Origin of the sequence: Streptomyces sp. NBC_00078, from assembly GCF_026343335.1 — a bacterium.
In the GTDB taxonomy this organism is placed as follows: domain Bacteria; phylum Actinomycetota; class Actinomycetes; order Streptomycetales; family Streptomycetaceae; genus Streptomyces.
The window spans coordinates 7,465,345-7,480,069 of record NZ_JAPELX010000001.1; the positions used below are offsets into that span (position 1 = coordinate 7,465,345).

Below are 14,725 nucleotides of genomic sequence, written 5' to 3' on the forward strand. Positions count from 1 at the left end.
GGCGATGCACCAATGGATCTTCGACAGCGGGCGGGAGTTCCTGGCCGAACGTCCGGAGGCCGGAATCGAGGAGTTCCCCGAACGTTTCCTGGCGCGGGGCGAGGACGCGCTTTTCCTGGAGTCCCCCGAGGACCGCCCCGGACGCTACGTCATTCCGCGAGGCAGAGCCGAGACCATGCTGTGGCTGGAGCGGATCCTGCGCAGCCGACAACGCCGAGCGCTCCCTCGCCGGAGAGGATCCGGTGTAGGGAGCGCTCGGGATGCTGGCCGTCCGGCGGTGCGAGGCTGGGCGCGACAGGACGTTCGCGCCGCCGGACGGAGTCTGGGTGGCTGGGACCGCGGCGGATGCGATGGGAACCGGTGGCGTCCTTCCCTCAGGTCGAGAAGGGCGCCCCGGAACCTTCACCACCGCACTGGCTCGCACGCCGCCGCGGTCCCGGTCCTGCCCGAACGTCGCCGGACCACCCCTCATCCGGGTCCAACGCCGTTACGGGCGGCTTGAGTCGAGGCTCAGTCCTCGCGCAGGGCGCGGACCGCCTCCTCCACACGCCTGCCGTACTCCGGGTCGGCGGCGTGGAAGTGGGCCAGGTTCTTCTCGATCACGTCGTCGCGGGAGACCTGCGAGAGGCTGCCCGCGATGTTCGCGATCAGGCGGGACTTCTCCTGGGCCGACATCAGGCGGTACAGCTCGCCCGCCTGGAAGAAGTCGTCGTCCTTGGTGTGCAGCGGGGCCTCGTGGGTGCCCGAATGGCCGGTCAGCGCCAGCGGGGCCGCCAGGGGGCGGCCGGTCTCCACCGGGCCGTCGTACGAGTTCGGCTCGTAGTTCTTCGCCGCGCGGCCCTGGGAGTTGGTCGCCATGAGGCCGTCGCGGCCGTAGTTGCTGGCGACCGTCGCCCTGGGCGCGTTCACGGCCAGCTGCGTGTGGTTGACGCCCAGGCGGTAGCGGTGGGCGTCCGCGTAGGCGAAGAGCCGGCCCTGGAGCATCTTGTCCGGCGAAGGGCCGATGCCCGGGACGAAGTTGTTCGGGGAGAACGCTGCCTGTTCGACCTCGGCGAAGACGTTGTCCGGATTGCGGTCGAGGACCAGCCGGCCGACGCGCTGGAGCGGGAAGTCCCGGTGCGGCCACACCTTGGTGAGGTCGAAGGGGTTGAAGCGGTAGTCGGCCGCCTCCACCGCGGGCATGACCTGCACGTACAGCGTCCAGGACGGGTTCACGCCCCGCTCGATCGCCTGCAGCAGGTCCGTCTGGTGGGAGTTCGCGTCCTTGCCCACGATCTCGGCGGCCTGCTCGGCGGACAGGCTGCGGACGCCCTGGTTCGTCTTGAAGTGGTACTTGACGAAGAAGGCCTCGCCGTCGGCGTTCGTCCACTGGTAGGTGTGCGAGCCGTAGCCGTTCATGTGGCGGTACGACGCCGGGATGCCGCGGTCGCCCATCAGCCAGGTCACCTGGTGCGTGGCCTCGGGGGTGTGCGCCCAGAAGTCCCAGACGTTGTCCGGCTCCTGGCGGCCCGTGAAGGGGTCGCGCTTCTGCGAGTGGATGAAGTCCGGGAACTTGAGCGGGTCCTTGATGAAGAAGACCGGGGTGTTGTTCCCGACGAGGTCGTAATTGCCCTCTTCCGTATAGAACTTGACCGCGAAGCCGCGCGGGTCGCGGACGGCGTCCGCGCCGCCGAGCGAGTCGGCCACGGTCGAGAAGCGCAGGAAGACCTCGGTTCGCTTGCCCACGGCGCTCAGGAAGTCGGCGTGGGTGAACCCGGCGACGTCGTCCGTCACCTCGAAGTAGCCGTAGGCGCCGGAGCCGCGGGCGTGCACCACGCGCTCCGGGATGCGCTCACGGTTGAAGCGCGCCAGCTTCTCCAGGAGATGCTGGTCCTGGAGGAGGAGCGGGCCGCCGATGCCGGCGGAGGCTGAGTTCTGGTTGTCGGCGACCGGGGCGCCGGACTCCGTGGTGAGAGTTCTCGCCGTGAGTACGCGCTTCGACATCGTGGACCTTCCGTGCGGGCGTCAGCGGAAAACTGTTTCCGCTTCGTGGAGCCTAGGTTTGGAACATGTGGAGCGTCAACAGTTTGTTGAAGTGGTTTCCGGGCGACGCCACCGCCTGGGCGCGACAGGACAGATGTCAGCGGCGGCGCCGCCCGGAAGCTTTGTGCGCCTGGATCAGACCTGGGCGCCGGAGAGGCGCTCGACGGCCCGCAGCAGCGCCGAGTGGTCCAGGCCGCCGTCGCCCTGTGTGCGGAGGCTGGCGACCAGCTGGGCGACCATGGCGCCGACCGGCAGCGCGGCCCCGACGTTGCGGGCGGCGTCGGTGACGATCCCCATGTCCTTGTGGTGCAGGTCGATGCGGAAGCCGGGCTTGAAGTCGCGGCCGAGGAAGTTGTCCTTCTTGCGCGTCAGCACGGTCGATCCCGCGAGGCCGCCGTTGAGAACGTCCAGTGCTGCCTTCAGGTCCACGCCCGACTTCTCCAGGAAGACCACAGCCTCGGCGCACGCCTGGATGTTCACGGCGACGATCAGCTGGTTGGCGGCCTTCACGGTCTGACCCGAGCCGTGCGGACCGCACAGCACGATGGTCTTGCCGAGCGCTTCGAGGATCGGCTTCGCCAGGTCGAAGTCGGCCTGCTCGCCGCCGACCATGATCGACAGTACGGCCTCGACGGCGCCGGCCTCACCGCCGGACACGGGGGCGTCCAGTACGCGGACGCCCTTGTCCTTGGCGGCCTTCGCGAGGTCGACCGAGGTCTGCGGCGTGATGGACGACATGTCGATCAGCAGCGCACCGGAGCGCGCGTTCTCCAGGATGCCGTCGGGGCCGTACGAGATCGCCTCGACCTGAGGCGACGCCGGCACCATCGTGATGATCACGTCGGCGTCCCGCACGGCCTCGGCGATGGACCCGGCCACGCTGCCGCCGGCGGCGGCCAGGCGGTCCAGCTTGTCCTGCTCCAGCGTGAAGCCGGTGACGTCGTAACCCGCCTTGATCAGGTTCTCGGACATGGGGGAGCCCATGATGCCGAGGCCTATCCAGGCGATCTTGGGGAGGGTGCTCATGATGGGGGTACCTCTCTGAACTGCTCTGCTACGTCTGTGAATTGAGGCCGGAAGGCACTTCTTGGCGCCGGGCGGCGAAATCCAGCCCGTCCGGAATTTGAGGACGAGGCCGTTCAGGCCGAAATCGGGGGTCCGGGGGAGGGTGGCAGCTCCCGGCCGACGGCCCCGTCAGCGAGCGGCGCGGTGCTCCACCGGCAGCCAGCCGAAGGCCTCCGCGCTGGGGCGGTCGCCCGGCTTGTACTCCAGGCCGACCCAGCCCTCGTAACCGGCCTTCTTCAACTGGTCGAGGAGTTCCTCCAGCGGGAGCGAGCCCGTGCCCGGCGCCCCGCGGCCCGGGTTGTCCGCGATCTGCACGTGACCCGTCTGTGCCGCGTACCGCTCGATCACCGACGGGAGGTCTTCGCCGTTCATGGACAGGTGGTACAGGTCCATGAGGAACTTCGCGTTGCCGAGCCCCGTCGCAGCGTTGACCTTCTCGACGATGCCGATGCCGGCCGGGGCGGACACGAGCGGGTACAGCGGCGACTCCGGCTTGTTGAGGGTCTCGATCAGCAGGACCGCGCCGATCCGGTCGGCGGCCCGGGCGGCCAGGGCCAGGTTCTCCAGGGCCAGCGCGTCCTGCTCGGCCGGGTCCACGCCTTCGACGCGGTTGCCGTACAGCGCGTTGAGCGCCGTGGTGCCGAGCGACTGGGCGAAGTCGGCGGCCACGTCGATGTTGGCGCGGAACCTCTGCGACTCCTCGCCGGGGATCGACAGGGCGCCGCGGTCCGGGCCGGGGAGCCGGCCGGCGTAGAAGTTCAGGCCGGTGAGCTGGACGCCCGCGTCCTCGATCGCCTTCTTCAGGGCGTCGAGCTCGGACGGCTCCGGGGTGGGGGAGCCGACCCAGGGCCACCACAGCTCGACCGCGCTGAAGCCCGCGGCGGCGGCGGCCGCGGGGCGCTCCAGGAGCGGGAGTTCCGTGAAGAGGATCGACAGGTTGACGTTGAAGCGCTGGTCGTCGAATCCCATGGGGGTCGGCGCTCCCTTCCGTGGTGACTCCGGCTGTTCGGAGATATTCCGTATCGCGGAACTTTGTTTCTGCTTAATGGAAGATTGCCCGGGGTGGGGGAGGGCTGTCAAGGGCGGCGGCACAAAAAACGCCCCCGCGCGGAATGCGCGGGGGCAGGTACAAGCGGCTGATCGGAGTGCGTCCACTGCGCTCACCTTCCCGCCTTCGGACGGGCGGCTCATCGTCATCCGTACCCGGTTCAGATCCAGGCGGGAACCGGATACCTGGGCGCTCTGCGTGACCTGGTGGACGAAGAGCAGGACCGTGCCCCTGTCCGGTGACGCCGAGGCGACGGAGGCTGCGGGCGCGGCCGCCTTCACCACCCCGTGGTACTTCCTAACCGTCGGCCCGACCACACTCGTGGGTCCTGTTCCACCGGCTCCGGCGACGGCTCTGGCGGGTCTTCGCGTCCGACCGGACGATCTGTCCTCCAGATCGTCACCAAGTGGACGGCGACGGAAAGCAAGACCCACCGCCGGCTCGCCGTCGGCGTGCTGGAGAGCGTGACGATCCGCCCTGTCATCGGTGCGGCCGTCCGCAAGTACGTCTACGACTGGGCCGGGCAGAGGAACACCAGCGAGGCTCTCGCGCAGGCCATCGCGAAGGTCTGCGGCGGAGAACTCGGCCGGATGTACCCGTGGGTGGCACTCACCCGGCTCAGGCTCCTGGCTTCCCGAGAGGATCAGCGGGGCGCTGCCGCGGTCGCCGAAGCCATCCGCGTGCTGGCCAGTACACCGGAGCGCCGTGTCCTTGTGCTGGGCGAGATCGTGGAGTGGGCGCAGAGCGAGGACCTGGTCATGCGCCGAGCCGGAGCGACGGCATTCCTCGCCCTCACCGATCTGACCGGCGAGGACTCCATCGCATTGTCCCTGGCAGCCGAACTGAGTGTGAGTTCCGACGCGACGCCGGAAGACCAGCTGTTCGTACGAGGCTGGCGCGCGGCCTGGCGCCACGAGGCCACAGCCGTTCAGGCCCAGGCGTCCCTGGCCGCCTGGCTGGACTCGGCCGATGTACCCGACGAACACGTCATCGACATCGCCCGGGCGGTGCTCCCCGGACGCCTCGGTGACAAGGGTGTGGCCGATCTGCTGGTGGGCTCCGACGTCATCACTGCGATAGGGCGTCGTCGCCGAAAGGTGCTGTTCGACCAGATGCTGCACGCGGTTGCTGGTGACATCGCCACGCCGACGTGGGCAGGTGCTCCGGCTACCGTCGAGGCGTCCGGCACCCGGCGCCGGCGACAGCGTGCGGCAGGTGATGCCGCGGAGACCCTGGACGCCGCGGAGTGCTGTGTGCAGGTCACGCCCGGGACGCGAGGTACCGCCAGTCGTTCCACGTGTCGAGTCGCTTTCGATAGGCCGCCTCGACAACCGGATAGGGGTAGGTGCCGAGGAAGAGCCGCAGGGGTGGTGCTTGGGTGTCGACGAGTTCGAGGACGGCGGCGGCGGTGGCTCGCGCGTCCTGGGGCGTGCGGGCGGATGCACCAGCCCGGCGCGCGGCTCGGACGGGTTCGTAGGCGGGGAGCGGCTCGGTGTGCACCGCGGAGGCGCCCGACCAGTCGGTGCCGTAGGGGCCGGGTTCGACCAGGGTCACGTTGATCCCAAACGGAGCGATCTCCTGGGCCAAGGCCTCGCTCATCCCCTCCAGGGCCCACTTGGAGGCGTTGTACAACCCGAGCGTGGGGAAGGCGGCGAGGCCACCGAGGCTGGAGACCTGCAGAATGTGACCGCTGCCCTGGGCCCGCAGGTACGGCAGGGCCGCCTGCGTCACCCACAGAGGGCCGAACAGGTTGGTGTCGAGCTGGGCGCGAGCCTGTTCCTCGGTGGTTTCCTCGACCATGCCGAACAGGCCGTAGCCCGCGTTGTTGACGATCACGTCGAGGCGGCCGAAGGCTTCCGCGGCCTGCCGCACCACGGCGGTCGCGGCGGTGCGGTCGGTCACGTCGAGGCGGAGCGGGAGGATGTCGTCCCCGTGGGCGTCCAGGAGGGGCCGCAGGGTCTCGGGATCGCGTGCGGTGGCGGCGACGCGGTCGCCCCGGTCGAGAGCGGCTTCGGCCCAGATACGGCCGAAGCCGCGGGACGCGCCGGTGATGAACCAGGTCTTCATGACATCGAGCCTGCGCCGTCTGCGCATCGGCAGCCAGCACCCCCGCAGGGTTACCCTCGCACCATGGCGGCCGACAACCTTCTGGGAAATTTCGTCAAGGCCCGGCGCGGACGGGTCGCTCCGGCGGACGTGGCAGTACCCGCCACCGGACGACGCCGGGTGGCGGGGCTACGCCGGGAGGAACTGGCCCGGCTCGCCGGAATCAGCGAGCCGTACCTGGTCCGGCTCGAACAAGGCGTCGACCGGCACCCCTCGCCCCAGGTGCTGCGCTCTCTTGCACGGGCGCTGGAGCTGGACGCCGACGCCTCGGCACACCTGCTCGCCCTTGCCGGCCCCGGCCCCGCGCCGCCATCGAGAACCGAAGTCTCCGCGGACGTGCACCGGCTGCTCGACGCGTGGGCGGACCGCCCTGCGTACGTCCGCGACCGGTGCTTCGACGTGCTGGCGGCGAACAAGCAGGCCCGTGCGCTCGCCCCGATGTACGAGCCCGGGAGCAACCTGGTCCGAGCGGTGTTCCTCGACCCGGCGTCCCGCCCGCTCTTCCCCGACTGGGCGGAGGTAGCCGCGCAGACCGCAGCGGCCCTGCGCGCCGAAGCCGACCCACGCGACCCCAAAACCGTCCGCCTGGTCGCCGAGCTGGAGACGGACGAGGAGTTCCGTCGTCTGTGGATGCGGCACGAGACGCGGCCCGCCCGTGACGAACTCAAGCGCTTCGCGCACCCGGTCGTCGGCAGCCTCGCCCTACGAAGGCAGGCGCTCACCGTCGGCGGCGCGGAGCAACAGGTGATCATCGTGTACCAGGCGACGGCCGGGAGTCCGTCCGAAGCGGCCCTGGCGCTTCTTCCGTGACGCGCCAGGCGTCTGCGTTGGCCAGCGAATCCCGACCGTCGTTCTGGTGGCAGAAGGCCTGTTGAATGAGTTCTCGTGACAAGTCGGGTGCCTCGTTTGTGACAACCAGACTGCCTCGGCCGCTCCCATACGCCAGCTCACCCGGCTCTACCGATGACAACTCCTGTGCTTCGGCTCAGTATCGGCGGGCCGCCGACAGCGCTCTGGCGGCGGCCCGCACCTTCGCACCTTGCGCCTGTCGGCGCTCCTGCTCTGTCTAGTGCTGTGACCGCATAGGTTCGCCGGGTCGGTGGTCGTGGCGGTTGGATGTGCGGTGACATCCGTTCCGACCGCTGGAGGCGCGGTGGCCGAGCCCGTCCGTGTGCGCAGACTGACCGACCAGGAAGGGCAGAAGCTGCAGCAGATCGTGCGCCGGGGCAGCACCAGCACGGTGCGATACGGGCGGGCGATGATGCTGCTGGCTTCGGCCGGCGGGAACCGGGTGCCCGTGATTGCCCAGCTGGTCCAGGTCGACGAGGACACGGTCCGGGACGTGATCCTCGCATTCAATGAGAAGGGCCTGGTCTGTCACTCGTCGACCCCCAGTACCCGCGGTGTCCCGGCGGGTGGATCGGGCAGGGCCATGGTCAGTCCCAGCAGCGTGGTCCGGCTGACCGGCGCTGGCAGCAGGGCCGCCAGCCGCTCGCCGGCGCGACCGGGCAGAGCCACCGAGATCGCACTCAACAGGTTCCCGAGATGGGGGGTTCGACGCCCATAGCGCACGGTCAGACCCTCGATATGGCTCGCCCGGGAGTTCCCCGGGGTCGCCTTCGACTGTCACGTACGGATCTGTGGGAGCCCGGGGGTGCGATTCCCCCGGGCCACCCGACCCGGTTCACCCGCCGCCGACAGGTCAAGGGGTCGCAGGTTCAAATCCTGTCGTCCCGACCAGCTTTTTGCGGGTCGGAGGCCGTTCTCTCGTTCACGGGAGGGCGGCCGTCTTCATTCCTTGGGGGCTGGTGGTGGCGGGCGGTTCCGCCGGTGGGGTAGGCGACCCGGAAGCCGAGGTTGCCCGTCGTGCTGTCGGCGGTGTTGGCCGTGCGGGCGGCGACGCGATAGCGGTTGCAGTACGAGTCGTGGCACAGGTATGAGCCTCCGCGCATGACGCGCAGCTCCGGGGACTTGGTGTCCCACGGGTCGGCGCACCACTCCCACACGTTTCCGGAGACGTTGTGGAGACCGTAGGCGTTCGGCGGGAAGGCGTGGACGGGCGCGGTGCCGGTGTAGCCGTCCTCGGCGGTGTTCTTGGTGGGGAAGGTGCCCTGCCAGATGTTGCAGCGGTGCCCGCCGTCGGGGGTGAGTTCGTCGCCCCATGGGTAGCGGGCCTGGTCGAGGCCGCCGCGGGCGGCGTACTCCCACTCGGTTTCGGTGGGCAGCTGTCCGCCGGCCCACTCGGCGAACGCCTTGGCGTCGGACCATCCGACGTGGGTGACGGGATGGTCCCAGCGGCCTTCGAGGTCGCTGCCGGGTCCCTCCGGGGTGCGCCAGGTGGCTCCCTGCACGCCGCACCACCACGGGGTGGCGTCGGGGCGGGGGGAGATGCGTCTCAAGTCGCCTGGCAGGAACCGGGCGAAGACGTAGCTCCAGCCGTGGCGCTCGGCCTCGGTGCGGTGCCCGGTGTCCGCGACGAAGGCGGCGAAGCGGGCGGTGGTCACGGCGTAGGCGTCGATGACCAACGCTTCCACGGCCACCTCACGGACGGGGCCCTCCTGGTCGCCGTGGTTCGCGTCCGCGTCCTCGGTGCCCATACGGAAGGTTCCGCCGGGCAGGGCGACGCGGGTGTCGTAGCCGAGCGACCGGGTGCGGGCGGCGGGCCGCGTGAGCGCGAGGGCGACCGGCCCCGCGTCGACGGCAGCGGCGCCGAAGCGGGAGGGAGAGCAGCAGGAGGGATGGGCCCGGCCTGCGCTCGGTGGGCTGCTCATCGCGTGCCGCCGACCGGCGTCGAGGCATCCGTACCGGCGGGCGTCGAGGAGCCCGCGCCGCCGGCCTTCTTCGTCTCGAACGACGACAGGGTGGTGTCGTGGTCGGTCGGCACGTCGTACATGGGTGTCATCCAGTGGAAGAAGTTGTCGCCGCGGTCCCGTAGCAGGCGGTACAGGCGGTGCATCAACTGTGTGCGTACGTACCGGAGTTCGGGGTGGTCGTAGCGGTTGAGGAGCTCGTCCGGGTCGGTCTGCAGATCGTACAGCTCATTGCGCGACTCGGGGTTGACGACCAGCTTGTGGCGCCGGGTGCGCAGCATGCGCTGCGGGTACGGGAAGTGGTGGCCGTGGTACTCGGCCAGGTGATGCTCGTCCCAGGCCGGCCGTGCGCCGCGGGCAAGGGGCAGCAGGCTGCGGCTGTCGACGGCCGGGGCGGGGTCGCTGCCGGCGAGTTCCAGGATGGTCGCCGTGTAGTCGGTGAGGGAGACGAACTCCTCGCGCACCTGGCCGGGTACGGCGCCCGGCACCCGCAGCAGCCCGGGGATGCGGTAGATGTCCTCGTACATGGCGGGGCCCTTGTCGTGCAGCCGGTGGGCGCCGGTGAACTCGCCGTGGTCGGCGGTGAAGCACACCGCGGTGCGCTCGTCGAGGCCCACCTCCCGTACGGCGTCGAGGATGCGGCCGATCTGCTCGTCGATGAGCGTGACGTACCCCCAGTAGACGGCGATGAGTTTGCGGCTGTCCTCGATCGGCATGGTGTCGAACGCCCACAGCTTGCTGTAGTTGCTCTGCACCGGTGGCTTGTCAGCGAAGGTCTCGCCGATGGAGGCGGGTAGCTCCACCAAGTCCGGGTCGTACAGGTCGAAGTACTCGTCGGGGAGGATGTACGGCAGGTGCGGGCCGAAGAAGTGGGTGGCGAGGAAGAACGGGGTGCCCTCTCCGGCCTGCTCCATCCCGGCGAAGCGGTGGAGCATCTCGATGGTGCGGGTCGCCAGGTAGTACTCGAAGGTGGCCTCGACGGGCTGGTGCAGCCGGGCCGCGAGGAGGTTGCCGGGGCTGCCGTTGGGGGTCGTGCCGCGTATCCGGCCGCTGATGGCGTACTCGGGAAGGCCGTTCTCCTTGAGGTAGGCCAGGTAGTCGGGGTGATCGACGGGGTTGTGCCAGCCGGCGAGGTCCGGGCCCTGGAAGCCGTAGTCGGCGGCGGTGCGCCGGACGCCGCCGTGCCACTTGCCCAGGAGGCCCAGGTTGTAGCCCTCGCTGCGGAGTTGCCCGGCGAAGGTGAACTGGCCGTCGGCCAGGTCCTCCAAGTACCCCACGTTGCGCTCGTAGTTGGCGAGCAGCTTGTGCCGGAAGGGTGCCGCGCCGGTCAGCAGGCTGGCCCGGGCCGGAGTGCAGATGGCGGTCGGCGTGTAGCAGCTGTCGAAGCGGGTGCCCTGCGCGGCGAGGCGGTCCAGATTGGGGGTGCGCACGTGCGGGTTGCCGTAGGCACCGAGGGTGTCGACGCGGTGCTGGTCGGTCATCAGGAAGAGCATGTTGTGGCGCACGGCGGTGCCTTTCGAGTCGTACGGGCGTATCGAATTGCCGGGCGAGCAGTAAGGGCGCCGTCCCGCAGGACGCTTTCCCTGCCTACTGGCCCTGCGCCTTCTCGTAGAGCTCGCCCGCGTAGTACTCACCCGGATCGGGGTTCTCGTCCAGCTGCTTGTTGCGTACGAAGAAGTCGCCAAGTGTCTTCAGCCACTTGTCCACTTCACCGCTCTTCGTCTTGGCGACCAGGTCTGCGGTGGAGAGGGTCTGGACGTGGGAGGCGTCGGCCTTCGTCTGGGCTTCGGAGACCTCCAGCAGCTTCGCGGTGAGCGCGATGGTCTCCTCCGGGTGTTCCTGGCGCCAGTCGTTCGCCTGCTGCAGCACCTTGACCACCTTGCTGTTCTTGTCTTCCGGCACCTTGTTGCCGGCGACGAACGCGGTGGGAAAGGAATCCCCGTTGTCCTTGGTGCTGGCGACCTCCACCAGGTCCGGCACCTTCTTCTTGATGGTGTCGATGGCCGGATCCATGACGAGCCCAAGCACTCCGATAGTGATCAGCGATACGAAGATCGCGTCCATGTCGAACCAGGTGGCCGCCTTCTGCATCCGGTAGCCCAATCCCTCCTGCGCTCCGATGAGTTCGGCGGCGACCACGGTGGCCCAGGACGCGCCGAGGCCGATCCGCATACCGACGAGGATGAACGGGGTGGACGCCGGCACGACCACCTTGGCGAAGATGACGCGGTCCGGGGCGCCCAGCACCCGGGCGGCGTTGATCAGAGTCCTGTCCACGTCGACGACGCCCTGAAAGGAGGCCACGGCACAGGCCATGAACGAGGCCAGAGCGATCACGGCGATCTTCGGCACCTCACCGATGCCGAGCAGCACCACGGCCAGCGGGATCAGTGCCAGCGGCGGGATGGTGCGGAAGAACTGGATGTACGGCTCGACCACGGCGCGCACCACCGGGTACCAGCCCATGAGGAAGCCGACCGGGACCGCCACGACCACGCCGAGGGCGTAGCCGATGAAGACCCGGCGCAGGCTGGCGAACGTATCGGACGCCAGCGTGCCGTCGGCGATCATGGTGCCCGCCTTGCGCACCACTGCCGCCGGCGTGGGCAGGTTCTCGACCAGTCCAAGCGCGGCCACGACGGCCCACACGGCGGCACCCGCCGAGAGCGCCAGGCCGCCCAGGACAAGTGGTCGGACGGTACGACGCGGTTGCTGCTGCTGCCGCTGCGCAGCGGCAGCAGCGGTCTTGTCGAGAGGGGTGATCACAGCCATGGGTTCCTCACTGGTGGCCTCATGCGTTCTCCTCGGAGACGGGCTGCGGGTAGTGGGTGAGCAGGGGGGTTTCATGGAGTACGAGGGCGATGCCGCCCAGGGCGCTGCCGACCTCGCCGAGCGTGGCGCGCCGTACGTCCACGTGATCGCGGGCCAGCGGCATCAGGTGCTGCCGCAAAGCCCGTTCAACCGGTTCGAGCAGGGCGGCGCCGGCCTGCGCCAGCTCGCCGCCGACGACGATGACTCCCGGGCCGACGGCGTGACAGATCGCGGCCAGTACGCCGCCGACCTCACTGCCGACGCGGCCAAGGACCTCAAGGGCGGGTGGGTCGGCCGCCGTTGCAGCGTCCAGGAACTGTGCGGGGCTGTCCGCCCTGCCGCCCGCCGCCCGGTAGCGGCGCAGTACCGCATCGAGTGAGGCGAGGGTCTCCAGGCAGCCGGTCTTGCCGCACTCGCACCGCTCACCGGCCGGGTCCACGGTGATGTGCCCGAACTCGGCGGACAGTCCGTGCCTGCCCCGGTGCAGCGCGCCGCCCACGACCAGGCCGCCGCCCACACCGTGCGACAGCCTCAGGTAGAGCACGTCGCTGCTGTCCGCCGCCGCGCCCCACACCGCTTCGGCGAGCGCGGCGAGGCGGGTGTTGTTGTCGAGCAGCACCGGCACCCCGAACCGCTTGCGCAGCAGGTCCGGCAGACCGTCGATGCCCTGCGCGTGGGCGCTCTCGCTGCCGGGGTCGGTGGTCGGACCGACCACACCGACGCCGATCGCACGGAGCGCGCCGAGGTGGACGGCCTGTGCCCGCCCCGAGCCGTCGGCCCCCGATTCCCCAGGCGCACCGGTCGTCAGCGAGTCGAGCAGTCGTACGGCGATGTCCACCCGCTCGGGCCAGGACAGGTCCGCCGCATGCCCCTCGCTGGCCGAACCGACCACTTCATGGGCGAGGTTGACCGCGGCGACATGCACGGCACGGCGCGCGAAGTCGAGGCCCACGGCCTCCCCGGAGGCCGGGTTGAGGCTGAGCTTCTCCACCGGGCGCCCCCGCTTGCGCGCCTCGACGTACGGCGTGCCGACGACCACCGCACCACTGGTCACCAGGCCGGCGACTATGTCGTAGAGCGTGGTGCGGGACAGCCCGCTGCGGGTGCCCAACTCGGCACGGCTCAGCGGACCGTACTTGCGGAGCAACTCGAGAACGGAGTGCTCATGGCTGCGCCGGAGCCGTGTCAGCGGACCGTCGTGTGGGTGCATGCCGGACAGCATGTGAGCGCCGAATATTTTCGTCAATGAGTCGGATGAAATAACGTCGCGGCCCTCACCCTCCAGGGATGGCCGACCTGAACCACCGTGACCTGGGATTACTTGAAGGATCTACGCCGCCGCTCGGGGTTATAACGCTTCGGTGACGCGCGACCTTTGGTGTCGCCCCGGCCGAAACCGCTCCCCGGAACACCCGATCCGGATTAATTTTCCGGGTAGTTGACGAAATCCAGCGGCCGTTCGCATCCTGTGCGTTGTGCCGTCCCCCGGGGCGGCCCGACGAGGGAGGACATGGCTGATGACCAACAGCACGAACCGGCCGCCCATCGGCCGGCGAGCCCTGCTGGCAGGTGCCGGCACCCTGGGAGTGGCCGCGGCGCTGCCCACGACCTCCGTACAGGCGGACCCGGCGACGCGACGCGTACAAGCCGCGGCATACCCGGCGAACTGGCCCGACCCCGAACCGTACGGCCTCGCCGACACCCGCCCCGACCTCTGGCCGCGCGACGACAACTCCTTCGTCCTCCCGCTCGAACTGCGCCCCCAGGACAAGGAGCGCGGCGTGGTCTGGATGCGGGACACCTACGTCAACTGCTTCGTCGTCGGGGGCAGTCCGCTCTACGTCGCCACGGGCACCACCCGGGCGCCGGGCCTCGACGCGGCCGCCCCGTGGAACGACGGCATCTTCGTGTGGGTGGCCCGGTCGCTGCCCGGACCGTGGCGGCTGGCCGACACGACCAAAATCCGCCCGGGCGCCGCCAAGGGCAAGGTGTGGTCGCCCGAGTTCGTGGGCGAGAACCGGCCCGGGCGCACGGTCGTCGCCCCCTGGCAGCAATACTGGCACGACGACGAGTTCGGCAAGCGCGGCGAGGTGTGGGCACCGGAGGTGCACCACGTCCGGGGCCGCTGGTACATCGTCGCGTGCATGGGTGACCACTCCCGCAAGGTCGGCTCGTTCCTGCTGGTGAGCGAGGGCGGGGTCGCGGGCCCGTACCGGCTCGCCGAGGGCAACCTCGACAAGCCGTTCGGTGAATCGCTCACCGGCGGGCCGCCGTTCATCGAGCCCGGCGCGTACCACCACATCGACGGCAGCATCTACGCCGAGGGCCACGACGCCTGGCTCGTGCTGCACAACAACCTGTACGCCAAGTTCCGTGACGACATGGAGGACATCGTCCCCACCACGGACCTCCCGGAGTTCCGGCAGTCGCCCTACTCTCCGGAGCCGTACCTCGAAGGCGCGTACGTCTTCAAGCACGGCGGCAAGTATTACCTCCTCCACGCCGCGTGGAACCGCTCGTCCGTCGCCTCGGACGGCAGCACGCGCCACGCCTACGACCGGCCGGGCACCGGCCGCACGCAATGCCAGTACGACGCGGTCGTCGCCGTCGCCGACCGCTTCGAGGGCCCGTACTCCCGGAGGTGGACCGCGGGCGTCGGCGCGGGCCACAACAACTTCTTCGCCGACCACGCGGGTGGCCTCTGGGCCACGTTCTTCCGCAACCCGGCCGCCGGGTACTGGTCAAATCCGTCCCGCATCGCGAACGCCGCCGTCCCGGGCGTCGTCCGCCTGGAGTGGACGGGACCGAAGGGCGATCGCCTCTACGTCCGGCGCAGGCAGAACCAACCGGCCGACGGCTGACC

General features: G+C 69.8%; 10 protein-coding genes and 2 pseudogenes. 3 read left to right on the plus strand and 9 right to left on the minus strand.

Annotation, left to right across the window (positions count from 1 at the left end; translation table 11 throughout):
• Nucleotides 1-510: 510 nt before the first annotated feature.
• The 4 genes from OOK07_RS34735 to OOK07_RS34750 form a co-directional block, all read right to left on the minus strand.
• Nucleotides 511-1,983 carry a catalase gene (locus OOK07_RS34735; protein WP_266685781.1) on the minus strand — a complete coding sequence of 491 codons (1,473 nt, stop codon included), beginning with the start codon at nt 1,981-1,983 and terminating at the stop codon, nt 511-513.
• Nucleotides 1,984-2,157: 174 nt separating this feature from the next.
• Nucleotides 2,158-3,048 (minus strand): 2-hydroxy-3-oxopropionate reductase, encoded by an 891-nt coding sequence (locus OOK07_RS34740; protein ID WP_266800421.1) that lies wholly within the window; start codon nt 3,046-3,048, stop codon nt 2,158-2,160.
• A gap of 168 nt (nt 3,049-3,216) precedes the next feature.
• Nucleotides 3,217-4,056, minus strand: a complete 840-nt coding sequence (locus tag OOK07_RS34745; protein WP_266800423.1) for a TIM barrel protein — start codon at nt 4,054-4,056, stop codon at nt 3,217-3,219.
• Nucleotides 4,057-5,395: 1,339 nt separating this feature from the next.
• The gene (locus OOK07_RS34750; protein WP_266800425.1) at nt 5,396-6,202 is read right to left on the minus strand and encodes an SDR family oxidoreductase; all 807 of its coding nucleotides are present in this window, start codon (nt 6,200-6,202) and stop codon (nt 5,396-5,398) included.
• A gap of 63 nt (nt 6,203-6,265) precedes the next feature.
• Between OOK07_RS34750 and OOK07_RS34755 the strand changes: the two genes are divergently transcribed.
• Entirely contained in the window at nt 6,266-7,051 is a 786-nt protein-coding gene (locus OOK07_RS34755; protein ID WP_266800427.1) for a helix-turn-helix domain-containing protein, read from the plus strand.
• Nucleotides 7,052-7,394: 343 nt separating this feature from the next.
• A pseudogene (locus tag OOK07_RS34760) lies at nt 7,395-7,619 on the plus strand (helix-turn-helix domain-containing protein); the annotation flags it as partial.
• On the opposite strand, the gene OOK07_RS43800 reads toward OOK07_RS34760, so the two are convergent.
• The 5 genes and pseudogenes from OOK07_RS43800 to OOK07_RS34785 form a co-directional block, all read right to left on the minus strand.
• A complete protein-coding gene (locus OOK07_RS43800; protein WP_266802342.1) occupies nt 7,619-7,774 on the minus strand; it encodes a hypothetical protein in 156 nt (51 codons plus the stop codon). The pseudogene OOK07_RS34760 and the gene OOK07_RS43800 overlap by 1 nt on opposite strands.
• A 185-nt stretch (nt 7,775-7,959) precedes the next feature.
• Entirely contained in the window at nt 7,960-9,012 is a 1,053-nt protein-coding gene (locus tag OOK07_RS34770) for a formylglycine-generating enzyme family protein (protein WP_266800429.1), read from the minus strand.
• A complete protein-coding gene (locus OOK07_RS34775) occupies nt 9,009-10,544 on the minus strand; it encodes a sulfatase family protein (protein ID WP_266802127.1) in 1,536 nt (511 codons plus the stop codon). The genes OOK07_RS34770 and OOK07_RS34775 overlap by 4 nt, the downstream gene beginning before the upstream one ends.
• Before the next feature lie 514 nt (nt 10,545-11,058).
• Nucleotides 11,059-11,823 (minus strand): annotated as a pseudogene (locus OOK07_RS34780) (ABC transporter permease); the annotation flags it as partial.
• A gap of 19 nt (nt 11,824-11,842) precedes the next feature.
• A complete protein-coding gene (locus OOK07_RS34785; RefSeq protein WP_266800430.1) occupies nt 11,843-13,084 on the minus strand; it encodes an ROK family transcriptional regulator in 1,242 nt (413 codons plus the stop codon).
• A 295-nt stretch (nt 13,085-13,379) separates the two neighbouring features.
• Here OOK07_RS34785 and OOK07_RS34790 point away from each other — a divergent pair, with 295 nt between their 5' ends.
• Nucleotides 13,380-14,723, plus strand: a complete 1,344-nt coding sequence (locus OOK07_RS34790; protein WP_266800432.1) for a family 43 glycosylhydrolase — start codon at nt 13,380-13,382, stop codon at nt 14,721-14,723.
• Nucleotides 14,724-14,725 lie beyond the last annotated feature (2 nt).

Bases quoted from the DNA above. Each gene is read 5' to 3' on its own strand.
- OOK07_RS34735 (WP_266685781.1), bottom strand. From the start codon at position 1,983: ATGTCGAAGCGCGTACTCACGGCGAGAACTCTCACCACGGAGTCCGGC.
- OOK07_RS34740 (WP_266800421.1), bottom strand. From the start codon at position 3,048: ATGAGCACCCTCCCCAAGATCGCCTGGATAGGCCTCGGCATCATGGGC.
- OOK07_RS34745 (WP_266800423.1), bottom strand. From the start codon at position 4,056: ATGGGATTCGACGACCAGCGCTTCAACGTCAACCTGTCGATCCTCTTC.
- OOK07_RS34750 (WP_266800425.1), bottom strand. From the start codon at position 6,202: ATGAAGACCTGGTTCATCACCGGCGCGTCCCGCGGCTTCGGCCGTATC.
- OOK07_RS34755 (WP_266800427.1), top strand. From the start codon at position 6,266: ATGGCGGCCGACAACCTTCTGGGAAATTTCGTCAAGGCCCGGCGCGGA.
- OOK07_RS34770 (WP_266800429.1), bottom strand. From the start codon at position 9,012: ATGAGCAGCCCACCGAGCGCAGGCCGGGCCCATCCCTCCTGCTGCTCT.
- OOK07_RS34775 (WP_266802127.1), bottom strand. From the start codon at position 10,544: ATGCTCTTCCTGATGACCGACCAGCACCGCGTCGACACCCTCGGTGCC.
- OOK07_RS34785 (WP_266800430.1), bottom strand. From the start codon at position 13,084: ATGCTGTCCGGCATGCACCCACACGACGGTCCGCTGACACGGCTCCGG.
- OOK07_RS34790 (WP_266800432.1), top strand. From the start codon at position 13,380: ATGACCAACAGCACGAACCGGCCGCCCATCGGCCGGCGAGCCCTGCTG.